Source organism: Bacillus carboniphilus (genome assembly GCF_039522365.1).
Lineage (GTDB): Bacteria > Bacillota > Bacilli > Bacillales > JC228 > Bacillus_BF > Bacillus_BF carboniphilus.
This window is the reverse complement of the sequence record NZ_BAAADJ010000004.1, coordinates 44,603-66,592: the sequence shown is the minus strand read 5'-3', so window position 1 is coordinate 66,592 and position 21,990 is coordinate 44,603. Positions and strand designations below refer to the sequence as shown.

Annotated in this window: 18 protein-coding genes; 15 read left to right on the top strand and 3 right to left on the bottom strand. The window is 42.0% G+C overall.

Annotated features, from left to right (window positions below; translation table 11 throughout):
• Positions 1–59: 59 nt before the first annotated feature.
• Positions 60–920 (top strand): permease, encoded by an 861-nt coding sequence (locus tag ABDZ91_RS01570; protein WP_343795716.1) that lies wholly within the window; start codon positions 60–62, stop codon positions 918–920.
• Between the two features lie 266 nt (positions 921–1,186).
• Here the strand turns inward: ABDZ91_RS01570 and ABDZ91_RS01565 are convergent, their stop codons facing one another.
• On the bottom strand, positions 1,187–2,209 hold the full coding sequence (locus ABDZ91_RS01565; RefSeq protein ID WP_343796166.1) for a LacI family DNA-binding transcriptional regulator: 1,023 nt from the start codon (positions 2,207–2,209) through the stop codon (positions 1,187–1,189).
• A gap of 403 nt (positions 2,210–2,612) precedes the next feature.
• Here ABDZ91_RS01565 and ABDZ91_RS01560 point away from each other — a divergent pair, with 403 nt between their 5' ends.
• The 9 genes from ABDZ91_RS01560 (at position 2,613) to ABDZ91_RS01520 (ending at position 13,899) form a co-directional block, all read left to right on the top strand.
• Positions 2,613–3,935: an ABC transporter substrate-binding protein gene (locus ABDZ91_RS01560; RefSeq protein WP_343795715.1), complete on the top strand. Its 1,323-nt coding sequence runs from the start codon at positions 2,613–2,615 to the stop codon at positions 3,933–3,935.
• Positions 3,935–4,816 (top strand): carbohydrate ABC transporter permease, encoded by an 882-nt coding sequence (locus tag ABDZ91_RS01555; RefSeq protein ID WP_343795713.1) that lies wholly within the window; start codon positions 3,935–3,937, stop codon positions 4,814–4,816. The genes ABDZ91_RS01560 and ABDZ91_RS01555 overlap by 1 nt, the downstream gene beginning before the upstream one ends.
• Positions 4,803–5,633 carry a carbohydrate ABC transporter permease gene (locus ABDZ91_RS01550; RefSeq protein WP_343795711.1) on the top strand — a complete coding sequence of 277 codons (831 nt, stop codon included), beginning with the start codon at positions 4,803–4,805 and terminating at the stop codon, positions 5,631–5,633. The genes ABDZ91_RS01555 and ABDZ91_RS01550 overlap by 14 nt, the downstream gene beginning before the upstream one ends.
• A gap of 20 nt (positions 5,634–5,653) precedes the next feature.
• Positions 5,654–7,270, top strand: coding sequence for an alpha-glucosidase (locus ABDZ91_RS01545; RefSeq protein WP_343795709.1), 1,617 nt, complete (start codon positions 5,654–5,656; stop codon positions 7,268–7,270).
• Position 7,271: 1 nt separating this feature from the next.
• Positions 7,272–8,216, top strand: coding sequence for an MTP-1 family protein (locus ABDZ91_RS01540; RefSeq protein WP_343795707.1), 945 nt, complete (start codon positions 7,272–7,274; stop codon positions 8,214–8,216).
• A 77-nt stretch (positions 8,217–8,293) separates the two neighbouring features.
• Entirely contained in the window at positions 8,294–9,355 is a 1,062-nt protein-coding gene (locus ABDZ91_RS01535; protein WP_343795704.1) for a BtaManbiosPhlase, read from the top strand.
• A 92-nt stretch (positions 9,356–9,447) separates the two neighbouring features.
• A complete protein-coding gene (manA, locus tag ABDZ91_RS01530; RefSeq protein ID WP_425541773.1) occupies positions 9,448–10,395 on the top strand; it encodes a mannose-6-phosphate isomerase, class I in 948 nt (315 codons plus the stop codon).
• Positions 10,396–10,410: 15 nt separating this feature from the next.
• Positions 10,411–11,298, top strand: coding sequence for an ROK family protein (locus ABDZ91_RS01525; protein ID WP_343795701.1), 888 nt, complete (start codon positions 10,411–10,413; stop codon positions 11,296–11,298).
• A gap of 72 nt (positions 11,299–11,370) precedes the next feature.
• Positions 11,371–13,899, top strand: coding sequence for a beta-mannosidase (locus ABDZ91_RS01520; RefSeq protein WP_343795700.1), 2,529 nt, complete (start codon positions 11,371–11,373; stop codon positions 13,897–13,899).
• A 137-nt stretch (positions 13,900–14,036) separates the two neighbouring features.
• On the opposite strand, the gene ABDZ91_RS01515 is transcribed toward ABDZ91_RS01520, so the two are convergent.
• Positions 14,037–14,252 carry a hypothetical protein gene (locus tag ABDZ91_RS01515; RefSeq protein WP_343795699.1) on the bottom strand — a complete coding sequence of 72 codons (216 nt, stop codon included), beginning with the start codon at positions 14,250–14,252 and terminating at the stop codon, positions 14,037–14,039.
• Positions 14,253–14,472: 220 nt separating this feature from the next.
• Between ABDZ91_RS01515 and ABDZ91_RS01510 the strand changes: the two genes are divergently transcribed.
• From ABDZ91_RS01510 to ABDZ91_RS01500, 3 genes are all read left to right on the top strand, one after another.
• Positions 14,473–15,558 (top strand): AbrB family transcriptional regulator, encoded by a 1,086-nt coding sequence (locus ABDZ91_RS01510; protein WP_343795697.1) that lies wholly within the window; start codon positions 14,473–14,475, stop codon positions 15,556–15,558.
• Between the two features lie 90 nt (positions 15,559–15,648).
• On the top strand, positions 15,649–16,941 hold the full coding sequence (locus tag ABDZ91_RS01505) for an S-layer homology domain-containing protein (RefSeq protein WP_343795694.1): 1,293 nt from the start codon (positions 15,649–15,651) through the stop codon (positions 16,939–16,941).
• Positions 16,942–17,534: 593 nt separating this feature from the next.
• On the top strand, positions 17,535–18,506 hold the full coding sequence (locus ABDZ91_RS01500; protein WP_343795692.1) for a nuclease-related domain-containing protein: 972 nt from the start codon (positions 17,535–17,537) through the stop codon (positions 18,504–18,506).
• 246 nt (positions 18,507–18,752) lie between these two features.
• Here the strand turns inward: ABDZ91_RS01500 and ABDZ91_RS01495 are convergent, their stop codons facing one another.
• The gene (locus tag ABDZ91_RS01495; RefSeq protein ID WP_343795690.1) at positions 18,753–19,901 is read right to left on the bottom strand and encodes an amidohydrolase; all 1,149 of its coding nucleotides are present in this window, start codon (positions 19,899–19,901) and stop codon (positions 18,753–18,755) included.
• Positions 19,902–20,040: 139 nt separating this feature from the next.
• On the opposite strand from ABDZ91_RS01495, the gene ABDZ91_RS01490 reads away from it, so the two are divergent.
• Together ABDZ91_RS01490 and ABDZ91_RS01485 are read left to right on the top strand one after the other, a co-directional pair.
• Positions 20,041–21,105, top strand: a complete 1,065-nt coding sequence (locus ABDZ91_RS01490; protein WP_343795689.1) for a M42 family metallopeptidase — start codon at positions 20,041–20,043, stop codon at positions 21,103–21,105.
• Between the two features lie 21 nt (positions 21,106–21,126).
• The gene (locus ABDZ91_RS01485) at positions 21,127–21,975 is read left to right on the top strand and encodes a M55 family metallopeptidase (RefSeq protein ID WP_343795687.1); all 849 of its coding nucleotides are present in this window, start codon (positions 21,127–21,129) and stop codon (positions 21,973–21,975) included.
• Positions 21,976–21,990 lie beyond the last annotated feature (15 nt).

Here is a 21,990-nt window from a genome sequence, read left to right as displayed (position 1 = left end):
AGCTATGGGCGAATCACCTAGACGGTGGATTCGCCCGATAAAAAAGGAGCATGAACAAAATGGAATGGTTTAAGAGTTTTTCATGGTTATTTATTGAATTAGCCTTTCTTTTTATCGGTATATCTTTTTTAGTAAACCTGCTTCAAGGGTTTATTCCTTTTGAGAAAATCGAAAGGAAACTAGTAGGTAGTAATAAGTGGGTTGGGGGACTTTTTGCACTTATCTTTGCGTTTGTAACTCCATTTTGTTCATGCTCCACAATCCCAATCATCGTGAATATGTTAAAGCGGAAGTTTCCTTTTGGAGTAGTCATGGTTTTCCTATTCGCATCTCCGCTTCTTGATCCGACGATTATTTCAGTGATGGGATTCATGCTGGGGTGGAAAGTTGCACTTATATACACCATTCTTACATCCATATTCTCTTATGCTATAGGGTTCTTATTAGAAAAGTGGGGACTTGAAACTCAAGTAAAAAATGTAACGATTAGTGGATATGAAGAGAAAGAGCATGCTTTTAGCCTTAAGGAAGCGTGGGCAGAAACGTTTCAACTGATGAAGACTGTCCTACCTTACTTATTATTAGGAGCAGTCATTGGCGCAACAATTAAAAACCTTGTACCAATGGAATGGATGGCTAATACATTTGGTACAGATGGTTGGTGGCTCGTTCCAATTGCGGCTATTCTAGGGATTCCACTATACATCCGGCTTGCTAGTATGATTCCAATCTCAACAATACTAATTGGAAAGGGTATGGCATTAGGTCCGGTCATGGCTCTACTAATCAGTTCAGCTGGGGCAAGTTTGCCTGAGGTGATGCTCTTACACAGTATTTTTAAGAAAAAGTTAGTTTACTTATTTATACTTTCAGTCGTTTCTATGGCTACCATGTCAGGGTTTTTATTCTACCTAATTTAGTTTCTGGTTAAAAAGGGTGACGTTATAGCGTCGCCTTTTTGATTATCTAACAAACAAGAACCGCCATATTTGTACATCCTCTGATATTCATTAGTGTCGAAAAAGGAAGTTTCCAGGGAAATATCTGTAGAAATTATAGTGATTGTGTTGTGCGGAGAGAGAGGTTTATGTAGAATTACGTAAAATAGGAAAAGGACCCTGGAAGTAAGGGTCCTTTTTTATCATAATCAGTAGAAAAAGTTCTGGAAGAATGGCTAGTTCACTGTCTATTTTTTCACTTCCGCCGTTGATTCCTTCACTAGTAAAGTCGCTGGAATCAAAACCTCTTGAGTCCTTTGATCTGGATTTTTTATTCTCCAAAGCAACTGTTCGATGGCTTTTTCTCCATAATACGTTAAATCAATGCCCATGGTTGTAATTTTTGGGGACACAATATTAGAAAGTTTCCCGTTATCGAAATTGCAAATAGAGATATCTGTTGGAACTCTGTACCCCTTCCTTTGAAGGGTTGTTAAGGTGTAAAAGCCAAGACCGTCGTTGACACAGAACCAAGCAGTTGGCTGTTCTTCAATAGAGTCTAGTGCATTCCATACACTTTCATCTGATTCTTCTAAATCAGTTATCATCCATTCATCCCTTATTGGACAATCATATTCCCTTAAAGCTAGTAGGTAACCTTCCATCCGCTCCTGATAACTTGGTGAAAAGTCGATATCGCCCATAAATCCGATGTTTTTATGACCTAAATCGATTAAGTGTTTAATGGCCTTGAAAGCACCAAAACGGTTATTTGTTAAGATAGCATCTACATCTAATGTCGGATCATGGTGATCGATCAGAATAGTTGGAATATCTGTATCTAACACCTTTTTTATATAGTCCGTACTAATATGAGAAAGAATAATAATTCCATTCACTGATTTATTTTCAATAAAATCCGGTAATTCTAATGAATCACGAGCATCTGAAGTAATGGATTGTATGAGTAGTCTGAATCCCTCTTGTTTAATCAATTTCTCAACACTAAGATAAATTTGTCCAAAGAAAGCAGTTTGAGAGAAAGCAAACTCAGATGCAATTAAAGCGATCGTTTTTGGCTCAGATTGAATGGGTTGAAGTGACGATTGAGGTTGTCCTTTGTATTTATAACCAAGCTCATTGGCTTTTTCAATAACCATACGTCTTGTTTCTTCACTGACTCCAGATTTTCCTGTGAGAGCTTGGGATACTGAATTCTTCGATATATTTAATTGGTCTGCTATATCCTGCATCGTAATTTTCTTCATAATTCCCCTCACAGTCCTGTTTGTTTTGTAACGTTACAAATTACTATAACTCAACTTTGTAATGTAGTAAAGTAATGCATCTATTTGTAAAAATAATGTGAAAGCGTTGACAAGTCAATTTGTAATGTGGAATAATGTGATTAAGTTAATGATTTCACATTACAAAAGAACATGAAAACCACTTTTGTAATGTTCCTGTCATTAAATCACTCTTTGTTTTTAAACTCTATTATTTGAACATGATAGGAACACATACTACTTTTTATGATAGCGGTTTCTATCCATTAAATTCAAGTAAGCTTTTAAGAGTTTTATAGAAAAGTTCTAGACAAGGAGAGGTATGAAAAAACATCATACGTACATCTTAAGAATAGCAAAAGCTATAAATATTAAGGGGGAACCATCGATGAAGTGGAAAAAGCTAACTTCTATTGCATTAGCTTCAGTACTATCCGTTTCTGCATTAGCAGCCTGTTCTACAGGAAACAATAATAATGAGGAAACTAGTCAAGATGGAGTAACTACGATTGAATTCTGGGCAGCTCCAAACCCACCACAACAAAAATTCTGGCAGCAAATGGCTGACGAATTTAATGGCTCACAGGAAGATATTAAAGTTGAAGTTTCAACAATAAAAGAAAGTCCAACTTCCGAAGCTAGCATCCAATCGGCGCTAGCTGGTAAAAGCGCACCAACGATTTCAGAAAATATCAACCGTGGATTTGCAGCACAACTTGCTGACAGTAAAGCGCTTGTACCCCTAAATGAAATTGAAGGCTGGGATGAGCTAATCGAAGGTCGTCAAATGACAGACACGGTATCAGCTTGGAAATTCTCAGATGGCAACCAATATGTATTACCAATTTACTCTAACCCAATGTTATTTGGTTGGAGATTAGATATCCTAAACGAACTTGGATTTGAAGAAGCTCCAAGAACATATAGTGAAGTTTTTGAAGTTGTAGACGCATTAAAAGAAAAATATCCAGATAAATACCTTTGGGCTAAACCTGATCTAGGTGATCCAACAGCTTGGAAGCGTTGGTTTGACTTCTTCATGCTATACAATGGTGCTTCTGAAGGGAACAACTTCATTGAAGGTGCTGACTTTGTAGCAGATGAAGACGCAGCGAAAGACGTGTTTGGTTTCTTTGCAGAACTTGAGGAAAGAGATGCGATTCTTCTAAATCAATCTACGGATCCATTTGAATCTGCATTAGGTATTTTTACTGATATCGGACCATGGACATTTAATTACTGGGCTGAGAAGTTCCCTCACATGGTTTATGGTGAAACCTTTACATTAGCTCCACCTCCAGTTCCAGATGGAACAAGTACTGAAAACGTAAAAACTTTTGCAGATGCAAAAGGATTGGTTATCTTTGCTCAAGCACCGAAAGCAGAGCAAGAGGCAGCCATGGAATTTTTAACTTGGGTATTCTCTAACCCTGAAAACGATGTAGCTTGGCTTGAACAAACAAATCTACCACCAGCAAGAGATGACATGGCGACAAATGAATTGTTTACAAGCTTCTTAGAGGCTAATCCTGCAGTTGCTCCTTATGCAGCGGCTATTCCAAACGGTATTCCGTCCATTGACAATCCGAAGTATAACGAACTTCAGACGTACATTGGGCAGTATGCGGTGAACCCGCTGGTGAAAGGAGAAACAAACCCTGATGAAGCTTGGGAAAAAATGAAGCAAGCAATCGAAGGGGAGCTTAAATAATGAAATCTAAACTTTCTACAGGATTGGGCTGGTCTTTTACCAGCCCTTACCTTATATATGGAATCATTTTTTTCGCTATTCCGTTAGTATGGTCACTATATTTAGCATTTACAGACTGGAACTTAATTGCACCAACCTATGAATTTTTAGGCTTTGAAAACTTTATAGATGCAGTAAAACACCCTGGTGTACAAGCATCATTCTTCGTTACTTTTAAATTTATGGCTGTTTTTGTACCAATGGTCATCGCAATGTCTATTGCTGTAGCCTTGGTTGTGCATGGATTACCTAGATTTAAAGGACTTTTCTTGGTTGGATTTTTCCTACCTTATTTGTCATCTGGGGTTGTTTCGGCATTTATTGTGAAAGGTTTCTTATCATACAACAGTCCATTAAACGAATTTTTACGTACGAATTTTGACTTGAATATTAACTGGTTAGGTTCACCATTTTCAGCATTAGTAGTCGTTGCTTTTATGATAGCTTGGAAGTTTACTGGCTATTACGGACTTATTATTGTAGCTGGTTTGGAAGGCATCAATAAGGAAATTTACGAAGCGGCAGCCATTGATGGTGTAACCCCTTGGCAACGTTTTTGGAAGATTACCTTCCCAATGTTATATCCGGCCCTATTCACAACATTAATTTTATCTATTGGTGTAACGTTCGGGATTTTTACCGAGGTATACCAATTAACAGGTGGGGGACCGAACTACGCAACGAACACATGGCAAATGGAAATTTACAATCAAGCATTCACAAACCTACAAGCGGGTTATGCTTCTGCGGTTGCCATTATTGCTTCTATCGTAACGTTCATTTCCATCTTTATCATTCGAAAATTCTTAGAAATGTGGGGGAAACGCAATGGTTGGACATAAACGTAAATCGTATACAATCCGTTATATTATTGCGATAGCCCTTTTAATTGTTATGGTCTATCCCTATCTATACATGGTGCTAAATTCATTTGCAGCGTGGGATCAGATTGATAAAAGCTTAATACCGACCGAATTTACGCTCCGCTCTTATGAATGGTTACTAAGTGGAGGAGAAGCGGGAATTTCAAGACCTTGGATTCGCTCTTTTATTAACAGTGCCATCGTCTCAACTGCTTCAACCGCTTTAATGATGGTGACTGGTTTACTGGTTGCGTATGCATTGGCAAAAATGAACTTTAGAGGAAGAGATTCAGTTAACAACTTTATTCTTTTCCAAATGTTCTTCCCAGGGATCATTCTTTTAGTTCCAACATTCTTACTCATTCAAAATGTAGGACTATATGATTCGTACTTGGGAATGATTCTACCGAAAGCAGTCAGTCTATGGGCAATTTTCATGTACACAAACTTCTTCCGTGCCATTCCGGATTCCTTTATTGAAGCAGCGAGAATGGACGGAGCAAGTGACTTGAAAATCCTATTTAGAGTCGTTCTACCTATGTCCAAATCGATCACAATTGTTGTGTTCCTATTCCTATTTATGGAACGTTGGACAGAGCTACTCTGGGATATGATTGCGGTTCGTAGTGACGAAATGTTAACCCTAAACGTATTGCTATCTCAAATGTTCGGCCCTTACGGTGGATACCCAGGTCCGTTGTATGCAGCATCGGTATTGTTGACCATTCCAATTGTTATTTTATTCTTGCTTTTCTCTAAGAAGTTTAAAGAGGGAATGCAGTTTACGTTGAAATAAAAACCAATGGAGATTGAACTATGAACTCTTGGTGGAAAAAAGCCGTATTTTACGAAATCTATATGCCAAGCTTTGCAGATGGAAATGGCGATGGAATCGGTGATTTCAAAGGCATCATCTCAAAGCTCGATTACCTAAAAGAACTAGGGGTGAAAGGTGTGTGGCTCACCCCTTTTTATCCTTCACCCAAAGTAGATAATGGGTACGACATTGCAGACTACAAAAACATTGATCCCGATTACGGGACGATGGAGGATTTTGAAGAATTCATAGAAGAGGCCCATAAACGAGGGATTCGAGTTATTGCAGATTTGGTGTTAAATCACACATCTAGTGAACATCCATGGTTTAAAGAGTCTCGCTCTTCAAAAGACAATCCAAAGCGAGATTGGTATATCTGGAAGGATGGAGAGAAGGATGTGCCCCCTAACAATTGGGAGTCCTTTTTTGGAGGAACTGCTTGGGAATGGGATGAACAAACTGGGCAGTACTATTACCATGCTTTTGCAAAAGAACAAGTGGACTTGAACTGGGCCAACCCTGAAGTTCGCGAAGCCATGAAAGATGTCATGAAATTCTGGATTGATAAAGGAATTGATGGGTTTCGATTAGATGTCATCAATTTCCTAACGGTATCGAATGAATTTAAGGATAATCCTTATTTAGAAAATGATGAACAAGATCACCTGTATGATAAGGACCAGGATGGAGTGCTGGAGGCTGTTCAAGAAATTTCCGCTTTTGCCAAGTCTCATGGAGATATTTTCTTAGTGGGTGAAGTAGGATCCGAAGACCTTGAGGTGTTAAAACCTTATTGTGGTGAAGGAAAACTGGATGTGGTATTTAACTTCAACTTAGGAAGCCAGTCGAGTTTTTCTGTAGATACTATTTTTAGTGAAATATCAAAAATGGAAGAAAACTACACTGAGGACCAATGGCCAACCTTATTTTTCTCCAGTCATGACATGCCCCGACATTGTGAGCGGTTGGCAGGCGGTATCGACCCTGAGTTGAGAGCAAAGCACTTAGCTGTTTTACTTACAACGGCTAAAGGTGTCCCGTTTCTCTATTTTGGGGATGAAATTGGCATGAGGAATTTAGTGGCTGAGAAAAAAGAGGATATCCAAGACATTCAAGGAAGAACCGCTTATGAGTTAGCGGTTCGAGACGGTAAAACCGAAGTAGAGGCGTTAGCTATCGGTAATGAAAAATCTCGTGATGCTTCAAGGTCGCCAATGCAATGGGATGATAGTGAGAATGCGGGTTTTTCTTCTGGGACTCCTTGGATTCGGGTTCATCCTTCTTACCGTGATATCAATGTGAAGGTGGAGGAAACTGATCCTCATTCCATGCTTCATTTTTATAAAAAGTTGTTAAAGATCAGGAACTCAGTATCAGCTCTTCAGAACGGTTGCTATGAGAAGATAGAGCGTCGTGGGGATGCCCTGTTTTATAGTCGGACTGATGACCAGTCAACCATGTATGTAGGAATCAATTATGGTGCCGAAAAAGTTACTTTACCAGATTGGTTTGATGAGGCAGTACCATGTTCCGTTCAGTTAGTTGAAGAGGAGAACACGGGCTACTTAGCCGGACAAGATTGTCAAATACGTGTAGATCATAGAGGGAGTGAATGAAATGGCGGTATTAAGTAAAGGAAAAGTGAAAACATGCGGACAGCTTCTTCAGGAATTTGAAGAAAAAGCAACATCAATTGGACCCGCACAAAAGCTAGTGTTCGACGGAGTTGGCGAGAGAGATGTTTACAATATTGCTGCTCCATTTGAAGATGAAGGTGAGCTTGTGATTGCAGGGCGCGTGGAAGAACGCGATAGTGAGCATTCATCCGTTTATTTTTTTGTAGAGAGAGATGGGAAATGGGTACCAAGAGAAGGGGCCCCAACATTTGAACTACAAGACCCTTTCTTTACCTTTATTAAAGGAGAATTGGTCCTAGGTGGTGTACAGATTTTCCCTCATCCAGAGATTGAAGATGCTTTAGGGTGGAGAACCGTATTTTTAAAAGGCGGCTCCATTAGTGAATTGACTGAGTTCGCTAAAGGTCCAGATGGAATGAAGGACATCCGTTTAGTAGAGCTGCCAACAGGCGGTATCGGTGTATTTACTCGCCCTCAAGGAGAAAAAGGGGGAAGAGGAAAGATTGGCTACACCAAGATTGAAACATTAGAAGAGCTTACACCTTCAGTAGTCGATGCTGCGCCTTTATTGGAAGGTCAGTTCATTGAAGACGAATGGGGTGGAGCGAATGAAATCCACGTATTGAAAAACGGATTACTTGGAGTATTAGGACACATTGCAAGCTTCGATGAAGAAGGAAACCGTCATTACTATCCAATGATTTTCGCATACAACCCAGAGGACGGAACTTATTCAGATATCGAGCTCATCGCCACAAGATCTCGCTTTGAAGACGGCCCAGCCAAACGTCCTGATTTAGTTGACGTTGTATTCAGTGGAGGACTCGTCCGCAAAGAAAATGGAAGAGCGACACTCTATGCTGGAATCAGCGACGCAGAAGCCCAAAAACTAGAAATCCCAGACCCATTTAGCAAATTCGAATAAGACACGAGACTGCGGGGTCCGCCCAGGGACAGAGGGGACAGGAACCGTGTCCCACTAGATATAAGGAGAGTGACAGCATGAAGATTTATAGATACGAAGAAAATCCCCTAATTACACCAGCTGATGTAAAGCCATACCATGATGGTTTTGAGGTAATTGGTGCATTTAATGCAGGAATTGCTGAATACAATGGGGAAGTTATTATGCTATTACGTGTAGCAGAGCGCCCAATCTCAGAGGATCCCAAAATTGTGAAGGCTCCTATTTACAACCCTGAAACGAACGAACTTGAGATCATCACACTTTCAACGGATGATGAGAGATATGATTTTTCAGACCCACGTACCATCGGGATCAATGAGGTAGGTAAAGGGTGGAAGTACTTAACCTCACTTTCATACTTGAGAATCGCTCGTAGTAAAGATGGCCACAACTTTACAGTGGATCCGGAGCCGTTCATTTACCCATCGAATGAATTAGAAACTTTCGGTGTAGAGGACCCACGAATCACACAAATGGGTGACGAATACTATATTTATTTTAGTGCCGTATCACCAGTTGGAGTTGGGGAATCGCTAGTTAAGACAACTGATTTCAAAACATACGGACATCTGGGAATGATTTTTGCACCAGAGAATAAAGATGTGTTGATCTTCCCTGAAAAAATCAACGGCAAATACTACGCAATGCACCGTCCAGTTCCAAAATCAAATGGAGCACCTGAAGTATGGATTGCTGAATCTGATAATCTCCGCTACTGGGGGAATCACAAATTCCTATTCGGTTTAAGAGAAGGCAAGTGGGATGATGCTCGAATCGGTGGTGGAGCTGTTCCGTTTAAGACAGAAAAAGGTTGGTTGGAGTTATACCATGGAGCAACAAAGGATCATCGTTACTGCATGGGGGCTGTATTATTAGATTTAGAAGATCCAACTAAAGTTATTGCGCGTTCTGAGGCACCACTGGTAGAACCAGATGCACCATATGAAGCAGAAGGCTTCTTTGGAGGCGTAGTATTCTCATGTGGAGTACTTGTCCATGGTGACGTTGTCAAAATGTACTACGGTGCAGCAGACACATCCATGGCTTGCTGTGAACTAAGCCTATCAGAAATTCTAGACTCATTAACATATCTATAAGGGACAAGGGGACAGGTTCGGTGTCCCACTCTGAGCTGGAAGGGGTGGGACAGAGGTTCCTGTCCCCTCCGTCCCACTAGGAGGAAATGAAGTTGAAGGAACCTATTTTTTTAACTCCTGTGTTTCAGGAGAGAATTTGGGGCGGAACTGCGCTGAAGGATCGGTTTCAGTATGAGATTCCGTCGGATCAGACTGGTGAGTGCTGGGCGATTAGTGCTCACCCGAATGGTCAAAGTATTATCGCAAATGGTCCGCTTGCAGGCAGACCACTTGGGGATGCTTGGAAAGAGCATCGTGAATGGTTTGGGAATGTTGGGGGAGATGTGTTTCCTCTTTTAACGAAGATTTTGGATGCAAACGCAGATTTATCTGTGCAAGTGCATCCGAATGATGAATATGCGAATAAACATGAAAACGGCGAGCTTGGTAAGACAGAATGCTGGTATATCATTGATTGTAAAGAAAATGCTGAGCTTATTTTCGGACACCATGCGCAAACGAAGGAAGAGCTGGTTTCCCTTATCGAAAATGGTGAGTGGGATAAGCTTCTTCGTCGTGTAACGGTGAAACCAGGAGACTTTTTCTATGTACCGAGCGGAACGGTCCATGCGTTATGCGAAGGAACGCTTGTACTAGAAACACAACAGAGCTCTGACACAACCTATCGTGTGTATGATTACGACCGAACAGATGCAGAAGGCAATAAACGCGAGCTTCATCTAGAGAAAGCGATTGATGTAACAACAGTCCCTCACTCCTCTGCTGAACTGAACTACGATACCTATGAAAAAGATGACGCAAAAATCACTCGTTTTGTAGAAGCTGAGTATTTTACAGTCTATAAGTGGGAACTTAATGGTAAAGCTCATTTTGACCAGGAGCAACCGTACCTTTTAGCTAGCGTTATCGATGGAGAGGGGAAAGTTACTGTGGACGGGAAGACGTTTGAGGTTAAATCTGGAACGCACTTTATTGTCCCAGCTACGGTTTCTACTTTTTCAGTAGAAGGTCAAATGAAGTTAATCGTATCTCATCCTTAAAAGGGGGATTTTTCTGTGCAATACGGTGCCATTGAAGCGGGTGGAACGAAATTTGTTTGTGCCATTGGAGACGAAACAGGAAATGTTATGGAAAAAGCAACCTTTCCTACGACAACGCCTGAGGAGACATTCTCACAAGTTATTGAGTTCTTTCAGTCACATAAAATAGAAGCCATGGGTATCGGCTCCTTTGGTCCTATCGATATTGATCGGCAAAGCAAACAGTACGGTTACATCACAAGCACCCCGAAAAAAGGGTGGAGCGGGGTTGATTTTGTCGGCAAGATGAAGGAAGTCTTTCCTGTACCGACTGGCTTTGATACAGATGTGAATGCAGCTGCTCTTGGAGAATCCAAATGGGGAGCAGCCAAAGGTTTGGATAGCTGTTTGTATATGACAGTTGGAACCGGAATCGGTGTCGGCGCTATTGTGAACGGCGAGAGGTTGAGTGGTTTTACCCATCCTGAAATGGGGCACATCCTCATTCGAAAACATCCGAATGATCATTTTGAAGGGGTATGTCCTTATCACGGAGATTGTTTAGAAGGCCTAGCTTCAGGTCCAGCCATTGAAGCGCGATGGGGGAAAAAAGGGTATGAGTTAGAGGACAAGTTCGAAGTATGGGAAATGGCAGCAGATTACATAGCCCAAAGCTTAATGAACTACACGCTCATTTTATCTCCTAAAAAGATGATTCTGGGCGGAGGCGTCATGAAGCAAAAGCAAATCTTCCCACTTCTTCATCAAAAAGTAGCTGAAAAGCTTAATGGCTATGTTCAGCATCCGAACCTTGCGGAAAAAATCGATGAATGGATCATCCCGCCAGGCCTCGGAGACGAAGCAGGAATAAAAGGAACTCTAGCCCTCGCAGACCAAGCCTATCGTGAAGAAAAAGGAATTTAAACAAACGTTTGTTTAAATTCCTTTCTTTATGAATCATTTACAACACAGCCCTTTGATCAAAGGAGGAACACCATGATTATACAAGACCAATGGAAATTGCAATATTTTAATAGTGGGGAAAAACGTGCGCTAGAAGTTGCTCATCCTGATTTTATTGATCATTTCTGGATGACTGCAAAGGTACCAGGAGATGTCCATTCTACTTTGCTTGAAAAAGGGTTAATTGAGGATCCGTTTTTCGGTCATAATGATCAGAAATGCCGTTGGGTTGAGGAAAAAGAATGGTGGTATCGTACGGAATTTTTCTATCACGATTCTATAGATTCAGAGGAAAGAGTGGAGCTTACCTTCGAAGGGCTCGATACCTTCGCGACCATATATGTAAATGGACTTGAAGTTGGTTCAACGGAAAATATGCTAGTGGAGCACACTTTCGATATTACAAGAGTCATTCAAATGGGAAGAAACGTGATTGCTGTAAAATTCGACCCCGTTTGGTTAGTAACGAAAGAGAAGCAGCAAATATCTTGGTCCGGCTTTGCTAGAGAGCGGGCGTGGACACGAAAAGCCCAGATGAATTACGGATGGGATTGGGGTCCAAGACTATTGACCGCAGGGATCTGGAAACCCGTTCGAGTGGAGAAAAAACAGTCTGTAAAATTGGATTCTGTTTTTGCAACCACAAGTGCCATTGAAGAGAAGAAAGCGATTATTGATGTGGAAGTGAACCTTGACCGTACGAGATTTGGAAGAGGTAAAGAGGTTTCGGTTGAAGTGCAAGTCCGTGATGAGGGGGAAACTTTCACACAACAAGCTGTCATGTCTGATACCCAGTCGATTCTGACCATTGAAGTCCCCGAACCGAAACTTTGGTGGACCCATGACTTAGGCGAACCTTTCCTCTACGACCTGGAAGTAAAAATAACGGATTCGGAGCAAGAGCTAGACCGTTATTCACAAAAACTAGGCATTCGTACAATCAAACTGGAGCAAGAAGACGAAAACGGGAATAAACTTTTCTGCTTCAAACTAAATGGAGTTCGCCTGTTTGCCAAGGGAACAAACTGGATTCCTGTGCATAGTTTTATCGGGGCTGCTCATGATGACCGTTACAAAAAGCTCATCCAGCTTTCTAAGGAATCACACATGAATATGCTACGAGTCTGGGGTGGGGGCATCTATGAGAAAGATGTCTTTTACCAAGAATGTGACCGACAAGGGCTCCTGGTGTGGCAGGACTTCATGTTTGCATGTGCCTTATACCCTGACTACAATCAAAACTTCATGAAGAATGTTGAGGATGAGATTGTTAAAGCCGTAAAGCGTCTACGTCCGTATTCTTGCATCACCCTGTGGTGCGGCAACAACGAAAACGACTGGCTGTGGGAGGTTGAAGTTTCGTCAGGTCGAATTGATGACCCGTTCTGGGGAGAGACCATTTATCATGACCTCATTCCTTCTATATTAGAAAAGATGGACCCGAGTCGATTCTACTGGCCAAGCTCTCCATTTGGCGGGAATGACCATGATTCTGAGGAGGAAGGAGACCGTCACAACTGGCAGGTGTGGCATGGTAATATCGAACCTCGGAAATTTGGTGACGTGCCTGGGCAGGATTACAGTGTGGAAGGCGTTTCTTTTAAAAATTACAAAAAAGACTTCACCAAGTTTTCGAGCGAGTTTGGCATGCATGCTTCTTCCAACCGTTATACTCTAGAGCGCAACATCCCAGAGGGGCAATTTTACTGGAAGAGTGACGAAATGTCCTATCGAAATAAGGACTACCACCATCAAAAAGGGATTTTATTGATGGAAGGCTACACAGGAATTCCACAAGATATCGAGGAATACATGAACTTCTCGATGCTAACGCAAGCAGAAGGTCTGAAGTGTGGAATTGAGCATTACCGTCGCAATAAACCAAATACGAGCGGTGCTCTCGTGTGGCAGCTCAACGACTGTTGGCCAGGGACAAGCTGGTCCATGATTGATTATGACCTGCTTCCGAAAGCATCCTACTACTATGCGCAAAAAGGATTCTTCCATCCGTTATTGGCGACCTTGGACCATGATGTGGGAGAGCCTTTGAAGTTCTGGTTTGTGAATGATACACTAGAGCCGGTTGAGGATGAGATAGTTATTGAGGTTCAGACCTTTACTGGTGAGGTTGTGTGGAAGGAAAAGGTTCCTTTTACATGTGGAGCAAATGAATCGCAATTTGTAGTTGAATATACGGAGGCTGAAGTTCTCGGTGGAGCTTCTGCGAGTGAAGTTGTTGTGCGATTATCTTCCGGGAGTGGGACATTCCCGGAAAACATCTACTACTTACGTGACCACAAGGACTTGGCACTTCCGGAGGTCAGCCTTTCTGTAGAACTAAATCAGGCTGAACAAACGATTACAATTAGCACAGATCAACATGCACGGTTTGTAAAAATCGATATCCCCAGCGATCAGTTGATTTATTCCGAGCAATTCTTCGACCTTTTACCGGGAGAGCAAAAGGTCATTCACGTCCGTCATTTAGAAGGACACGAAGTCTCTTTAAATAAAGTACGAGTTGGATGTTTGAATGGGAAAGCGATTCTTATAGATGAATAGTGTGAAGCCCTTCAGTCAATGGAGGGCTTTTTTTCGTCATCCCCCCACAAAAAAAATCCTCCCCACCCAGGAAGGACCAAGTATCATATGAAAAGTAAGAATAAGTTCGGGCAAATAAACTCTAGACGAAGCAAGGTCTACACAGCAACGGATTTGCTGAGCCACATAGAGATGATACTGTGTTGCTTACTTAAAAATCGCTGGATTCGTTTCGGGCAACTTTCATGTTTTAGAGGGGACAACGTATCAGGATCGAGATATACAATTCTGACACAATCGTCTTTCCTGTCCAATAGATGAACTTGAATTCCTTTTGATTTCTTCAATACTTTCTTAAATAAGTATTTTTCCATCAGATACCCTCCTTTATTTTAATACTCAGTACCCCCTATTGCTTGTTCATTAAACATTTATAAATAAAATTTTCCAGAAAAGGAAAGGGAGGACTTAATGCAAGTTTATGCAAAACCTTCCTCTATATGAATAAAAAGGGTCCATTCATTTTCGGAACAGGATTGTGATAGAATAGTAGAAGATATTTCGGAAATCTAAATTTTTTTGAGGATGTCGATCATGCCAATCAAACCGTTTCTTACAACAAGTGCCATTGCCATACTAGCAGGTTTTATTCTAGACACCGTGGGGATGTTTCTCCCGTGGTTGTTAGGGCCTCTTTTCGGACTGTTACTATTCAAATCCTATTATAAAGGGCCTTTATACTGGCCGACTTTTTTGCGAAACATTGGACTCGTTGTACTGGGTGTGCAGTTGGGAAGTTCTTTTACAAAAGATGCTGCCACCTTAATGGTGACACAGTTGCCCATTATGCTTTTATCCACTGTGTTCGTCATTGGTTTTTCCATTGGAACCTCTTATTTGTTAAAAAAATGGACCAACATAAGCTACAGTACGGCACTGTTAGGGAGCTTCCCTGGTGGGTTGTCTCAAATGGTTATTCTTAGTGAAGAAATGAAGGATGCCGACGAGGCTGTGGTCGCTTTCATGCAAACGATTCGTATCATGATGGTGATTACAGTCGTTCCATTTTTGGTTCTTCATGTCGTAGTAAAAGAAAGTCAGGTTGCACCGGTGGCAGCCGCAGCAGATTCATTCCTACTACCACAGATTGATACAACTGCATTACTGTGGATGCTGATTGCAATGCCACTTCTCATCTGGGGTGCAAGTAAAATCAAAATGCCCATTCCCTATTTATTAGTGCCGATTTTATTTGTCAGTACACTGAATGTAATAGGCTATCCCCAGCCAATCCTGCCACCAAGCTGGATTGATGGTGCCCAACTTTTATTCGGAGCTCATTTAGGGGTGAGAATGAAAATAAACAAAGAACAATTCACTCTGAAAATGCTCTCCATCGTTTTTGTCTCAAACCTGTGTCTCATCGCCTTTTGTATTTTACTGGCAGAAGGATTATATGCCATTTTCAAATTACCATTTAATGATATGTTCCTAAGTACGGCTCCTGGTGGGGTCGCTGAAATGGCCGTTACAGCACTAGCCGTCAATGCAGATGTTGCAACGGTAACCAGTTTTCATTTATTCCGGATCTTTACGATTCTTCTCGTGGTGACACCGTTTATGAAATGGTGGATGGTGGACCGGAAATTGCATAAAAAGAAGTCATTAAAGGCAAGTTAATGAAAAAGAAGGAAAAATCTACCTACTCCTCGAATCCATATAGAGATAAAGTCATAGACTAAGAGATTCAAAGAGGAGAGTGGACACTGGATGAAGTTTTTCAAAAAGAGTTTGTACAGCTTCATTGCAATCTTGTTATTTTTAAGTACAGCTGTAACAGCTGCCGCAACTGAAGAAACAACTAAAGCGGAGGCGATTACGTATGTCGCTTTAGGGGATTCCATAGCAGCTGGGGTTACACCTTACAACGAATTAGGTCTGGGATACGCAGACTTTGTAAAACAAGAGCTAGAAAGTAGAGGGAAGGTTGTCGAGTTCCATAAAGAATTCGCGGTTCCTGGATACAATACAACTCAAGTTTTAGCAGATTTAAGTAAGCCTGAATTGCAAGCGGCTCTAGCAGAAGCAGAACTCGTTACCATCTCTGCAGGAGCAAACGACTTGTTAAAAATTGCAAAAATCGATGCGGAAGCAGGTACTGTTTCCTTTGACTTGGAAGAAGCAACAGCAGCACTAACAACGACAGGGGAAAACATCGCAAAAATCGTTGGGACGATTAAAACGATCAACCCTGCTGCAGAGGTCTATGTCTCTGACTATGTGTTTCCATTCCCTTATTTAGAAGGGCAGGCACTTGAAACGGTAGCACTCATGTTTGAGCAAATGAATTCTACTATCCATATGGCAGGCGAGTTAGCGGGTGGAAAAACCTTCTCCGTTACAAGTTTAATAGGTTTTGATTCAGCGGCATACATGCCAAACCCTCAAAATGTGCACCCGAACGAAGACGGCTACAAGAAAATGACAGAAGCCTTCTTTACAGCGTATGACGGTAAAGTGGTATATGAAGATATCTCTGGCCACTGGGCAGAAGAAGCAATCCAACACTTGGTTGATCTGGAGTTAATGACTGGTGCAACAGACACAGAATTCCTGCCAAACCAAGTCATCACAAGAGCGGAAGCAGCATCCTATCTATATGGAATGATTCCAATGACGAAAAATATTCCGGCAGATCCCGGTTTCAAAGATGTTCCGCAAGACCATCCAAACTATATGGCTATCGCCAAACTAGTGGAAGCGGGAGTTTTCAGTAAAGCAGCAAACTTCAACCCGGATGCGCCACTAACAAGAGCACAGCTGGCTATAGTTATTGCGAAAGCATTCCAGGTACAACCAGGTGAAAAACTGGTTAGTTTTACTGATGTAAAAGCCGGTTACTGGGCGGAGTTGTACATCCAGAGTTTAGCTTCTAACGGGTATGTGAGTGGATATACGAATGGAAGTTTTGGTGTGAATGATGGTACTACCAGAGCGCAGTTTGCGGCGGTGGTGTATCGTGTTTTCTTGGATGTAAAAGTGGAGTTAATGGCGGCTAGTTAAAACCCCCTGAGTGGGGGTTTTTGTTTTGGGGATTTATAGGTGGTGTGCGACCGGAAAGTAAGGGGTTGCGACCGGAAAGTAAGGGGGGGGGCGGCCGGAAAGTAAAGTGGTGCGACCGGAAAGTAAAGTGGTGAGACCGGAAAGTAAGGGGTGCGACCTGAAAGTAAGGTGGTGCGACCGGAAAGCAAGGTGGTGCGACCGGAAAGTAAGGGGTTGCGACCGGAAAGTAAGGGGTTGCGACCGGAAAGTAAAGGGTTGCGACCGGAAAACAAGGGGTTGCGACCGGAAAGTAAATGGTTGCGACCGGAAAGTAAGGGAGGAGCGACCGGAAAGTAAAAGGGTGCGACCGGAAAGAAAAGGTGTGCCACCGGAAAATAAAGGGATGCCACCGGAAAATAAATGGCGCAGACCGGAAAGTAAAATCAAGGAACCAGCCAGTAAGTCTCAATAACCAGCAGGTAAAACCATGAAACCATCTAAATAAAGTAAAAAGAGCAGTCCCAAAAATCAAATTAATAAAAATCCACCCAACAAAAAACAAAGCAGGACTTTTAAACGAGAAATAGAAATAAAACTAAAAGGAGAGTGATGTAATGTTCATATTACCAAGAGAAAAACCAATTCAAATGTCTATAATTGAGGCACTGACAAGGAGACTTCCCAAAAATCATCCCCTTCACCCCTCGTTACAAAAAGAATACAATCAAAGAAAAAAAGGACTTGTTGGTGAAGAAAACGTAGATTATTACCTCAGTTACCTCCCTGAGTCGCAATTCCACATCTTCCGCGGAATCCGATTGATTGTGGACCACAAACCCTTCCAAATTGACACCTTACTCATTTCCCGAAACTTAATCCTGTTAATTGAAGTTAAAAATCGAAAAGGCAGTCTGTATTTTGATGATGTTTATAATCAATTGATTTGGTCCGATGAGGAGAAAAGGGAAGTGTTAGAGGACCCACTGCAGCAAGTTAAACGACAAAGCCGGCAGTTAATAAAATGGCTTCAAGAAAAAAGGCAACCTAACATCCCAATTGAGTATCTAGTTGTAATGGGGGATTCGGGTACGTTCATCGATCCTAAATCGGGTCCGTTGTATCAAAAGTACATTCTACATGCGTATTCTCTTGAGGAGAAAATAGACGAAATCATGCAACATTACAAAAAGCCACTTATTTCAAATGATGCTCTTCATCGACTGTCTACGAAATTATTAAAGCACCATAATCCTCTTATTATTGACCCACAAAAAACATATAAATATGACCCCAAGGACCTCATTAAAGGAATCCAGTGTGAAAAATGTAAAAGATTTGGAATGGGTAGGACTAATAGGAAATGGACCTGTCCATTTTGTGGCGCAACTTCTTTTGATGCACATAAAGCTGCAATCCAAGATTACTTTCTACTTATAAAAAGAGAGATATCCAATAAGGAATGTAGAGATTTTTTAAAGATTAGCTCTATAAAAACAGCTTATACTATATTAAATTCTATGAAACTCTCGTATAAGGGGAAATATAAAAACAGAATTTACTTTAACCAATTAAGGACCGGAAAGTAAAAAGGTGCAACCGGCAAGTAACAGAGTGGAACCGGAAAGTAAAAGAGTACAACCGGCAAGTATCAGGGTGGGACCGGAAAGTAAAAGAGTACAACCGGCAAGTATCAGGGTGGGACCAGAAAGTAACAGTGTGCAATCAGCAAGTAAAAACGCTTCCTCTTTACAATGCCACTTAATAATAGAACTACCACACAAAAAGGGGTTCCCCACCCAGGAGCCCCCTTACAATTTTACAAAATGCCGGCTTTAATACTCCGCATAAACCTCAGCGCCATTAACAAAAGTCTTCACAACACGATTCCGCAAATCAAACGGATCGCCATTCCAAATCGCAAAGTCCGCATCCTTCCCAACCTCAATCGTACCAACGCGGTCTTCAATCCCTAAATGACGAGCAGCATTCAACGTAACCGCCTGTAACGCCAAGTCCTCACTGATTCCATTCTTCACAGCCAAAATCACACTAGTCATCAAGTGCTCGATTCCCACAACTGGGTGGTCCGTCGTAATAGAGAACGGAACTCCAGCAGCAGCCAATGCACCCAGCGTATGCCAGCCCTTATCCGCAAGTTCCACCTTCGAACGACTAGACATCGTAGGCCCAACAGACACACGTACATCTTCAAACTTAGCAATGTAATCCGCAATGTGATGCCCCTCAGTACAATGCTCAATCGTTAAATCAAAACCAAACTCCTTTTTCAATCGAAGAATCGTCAAGATATCATCCGCACGGTGAGCATGCACACGTAAAGGAATCTCACGCTTTAACACCTTCACGATATTTTCCAATCCTAGATCACGCTCAGTATCTTCATTCTTCTCCAACTTCTTCATATAATTCTGCGCTTTAATAAACTTCTCACGCATCTCAGCCGCAACACCCATACGAGTTACCGCAAGTCGCCCTTTAGGTCCGTGAACGCGCTTCGGATTTTCACCAAGTGCCGCCTTCAAACCAGATGGTTCACGCACCACCATCTCGTCCACAATATGCCCAACCGTCTTCAACACAAGCATTTCGCCACCGATTACATTGGCACTTCCAGGCATAATTTGAACCGTAGTCACACCGAAACGGCGAGCATCGTCAAAGCCACTTTCTTCAGGGTTAATTCCATCAAGAGCACGAATTTGTGGAGTAGAAGCACTGGATGTTTCATTGAAATCGCGACCTTCAGAACCCACGCCTTCTTCATGAACCCCTAAATGTGTATGTACATCAATCAAACCAGGCGTAATGATTTTACCCTTGGCATCAACCACTTCATACCCTTCAGGCACCGCAACTTGGGGCCCAACTTCAGTAATTTTTCCTTCCTTCACGAGAATGGTTACATTTTCAAGCTTCGTTCCATCCCCTTTAAAACCGGTTGCGTTTGTTATAGCTAACATATGTAATCCCCCTTTTAAGCTACTAAATATTCTTGCATTTGCAAAAACTCTTATATATACTATACTACAAAACTTCGAAAATCGAAATGAATCTACTAAAATCGAAGCTGAGTCCCAAAACAAATCAGGAGGGAATCCTATGTTCAAATTGCTAGAAACGTTGACATCACTACATGGACCTTGTGGCTATGAAGCAGCAGTGTCCAGATTTTTAAAAGAATACCTCTCAGATAAAACTGATTCCGTTGAAGTGGATCCAATCGGAAATGTTATTGCTCGTATAAAAGGGAAAGAAGAAGGACCCGCTACTCTATTAACCGCTCATATTGATGAGGTAGGCTTCATTGTTAAAAAGATTGAAGCGAACGGACTTCTTCGCTTTGAAAAATTAGGTGGGCACGATGACCGAATTCTTCTAGCACAAGAGGTTACCGTTTTAACGAAACAAGGGGAGCTCAACGGTGTTATTGGAACCATGTCCGCTCACTATGTAAAATTCGATGACCCTTCTAAAGTTAGAAAGCACGCTCAACTTTACATAGATATCGGTGCTGCTTCAAAAGAGGATGCCGAAGCACTTGGCGTTGAACTCGGCACACCAATCACATGGAAAAAACAACTCAAATACGCAGGCAGTGAAAAAACAGGTCGTGTAATCGGGAAAGCCCTCGATGACCGAGCTGGATGTGCTGTGTTAATCCAAGCACTCGAAGAACTACAAGACCGAGACTTCTCAGGAGAGCTTATTTTCCTATTCGCAGTCCAAGAGGAAGTCGGCCTCCGCGGAGCCAAGACTGCATCACAAAACCTGCACGCTGATGTTGCCATCGCGGTGGATACAACAGCTGTCAGTGACACGCCAGAAGAAACGATGGACCAAAGTCTACAAATTGGAGCGGGAGTAGGCATTAAGGTCATGGACTTCAGCTTAATCACACACTACAAAGTGAAGGATGCCTTAGTCGAAACAGCCAAAGAAAAGAACATTCCTTACCAAATGGAAGTGTTCCCTGGAATTGGAACAGATGGGGGAGCGGTGGCTTTTAGTCAAAAAGGTGTGCCAACTGGAGTTCTTTCGGTACCTTCACGCTATGCACACTCTCCAGTTGAGTTAGTGGACATGAAGGACCTCGAAGCAACAAAAGACCTACTCAAGGAATTCGTAAAATCATTATCAACAACATCTACTTTTAATTTTGCATAATATTAAGGAGGAAACGAACCTATGAAAATTTTTATCTCAGCAGACATGGAAGGAATTTCAGGTGTTGCAACCGGAAAGCAATTGCAAGTAAACGGTGAATACCAACGCTTCCGTAAACAAATGACTTATGATGTGAATGCTGCAGTCGAAGGGGCTTTTAAAGCGGGAGCGACAGAAGTTGTAGTAGCGGATGGACACGGAAACATGTCCAACATCTTAATTGAAGAATTGGACCCACGTGCTCGCCTCGTTTCAGGTAACAACCGCGTAATGTGCCAATTAGAAGGTCTAGATGAAAGCTTCGACGGCATTATGTTCGTCGGTCACCACGGTAGAGAAGGTGGCTCTGAGAAAACAGTCATCAGTCATACACTAGCTGGAATCTGTGTGAACGAAATGAAGATTAACGGAAAAGTTGTCGGCGAAACGGAAATGAACTCTTATGTTGCAGGGGACTTTGGTGTGCCTGCTATTTTCATCAGTGGGGACGATGCGTATGTGGCTGAAGTAAAAGAAACACTTCCGCATGTTGAGGGAGCTGTTGTTAAACGTGCCATTGACCGTTTTGCAGCTGAGCTCCTGCACCCAGAAAAAGCACGTGAAATCATCCGCGAAAAAGCAGAAGCTGCTGTTCGTGGCATCCAAAACATGAAGACGGTAAAAATGGAAGGGCCGGTTACGTTTGAACTGACTTTCAAGGCACCAAACCAAGCTCATATGACAACAACGTTACCCACGGTTGAACTGGTAACACCAACTCAAATTCGTTTTACTTGCGACAACATGGTAGAGGCTTACAAACATATGTGGGGTTGTGTGATTATTGCGATGTCTGCAACGGCTGGTGTGTTGGGGCATGTGAATGCGTAAATAAACCATAAAAAA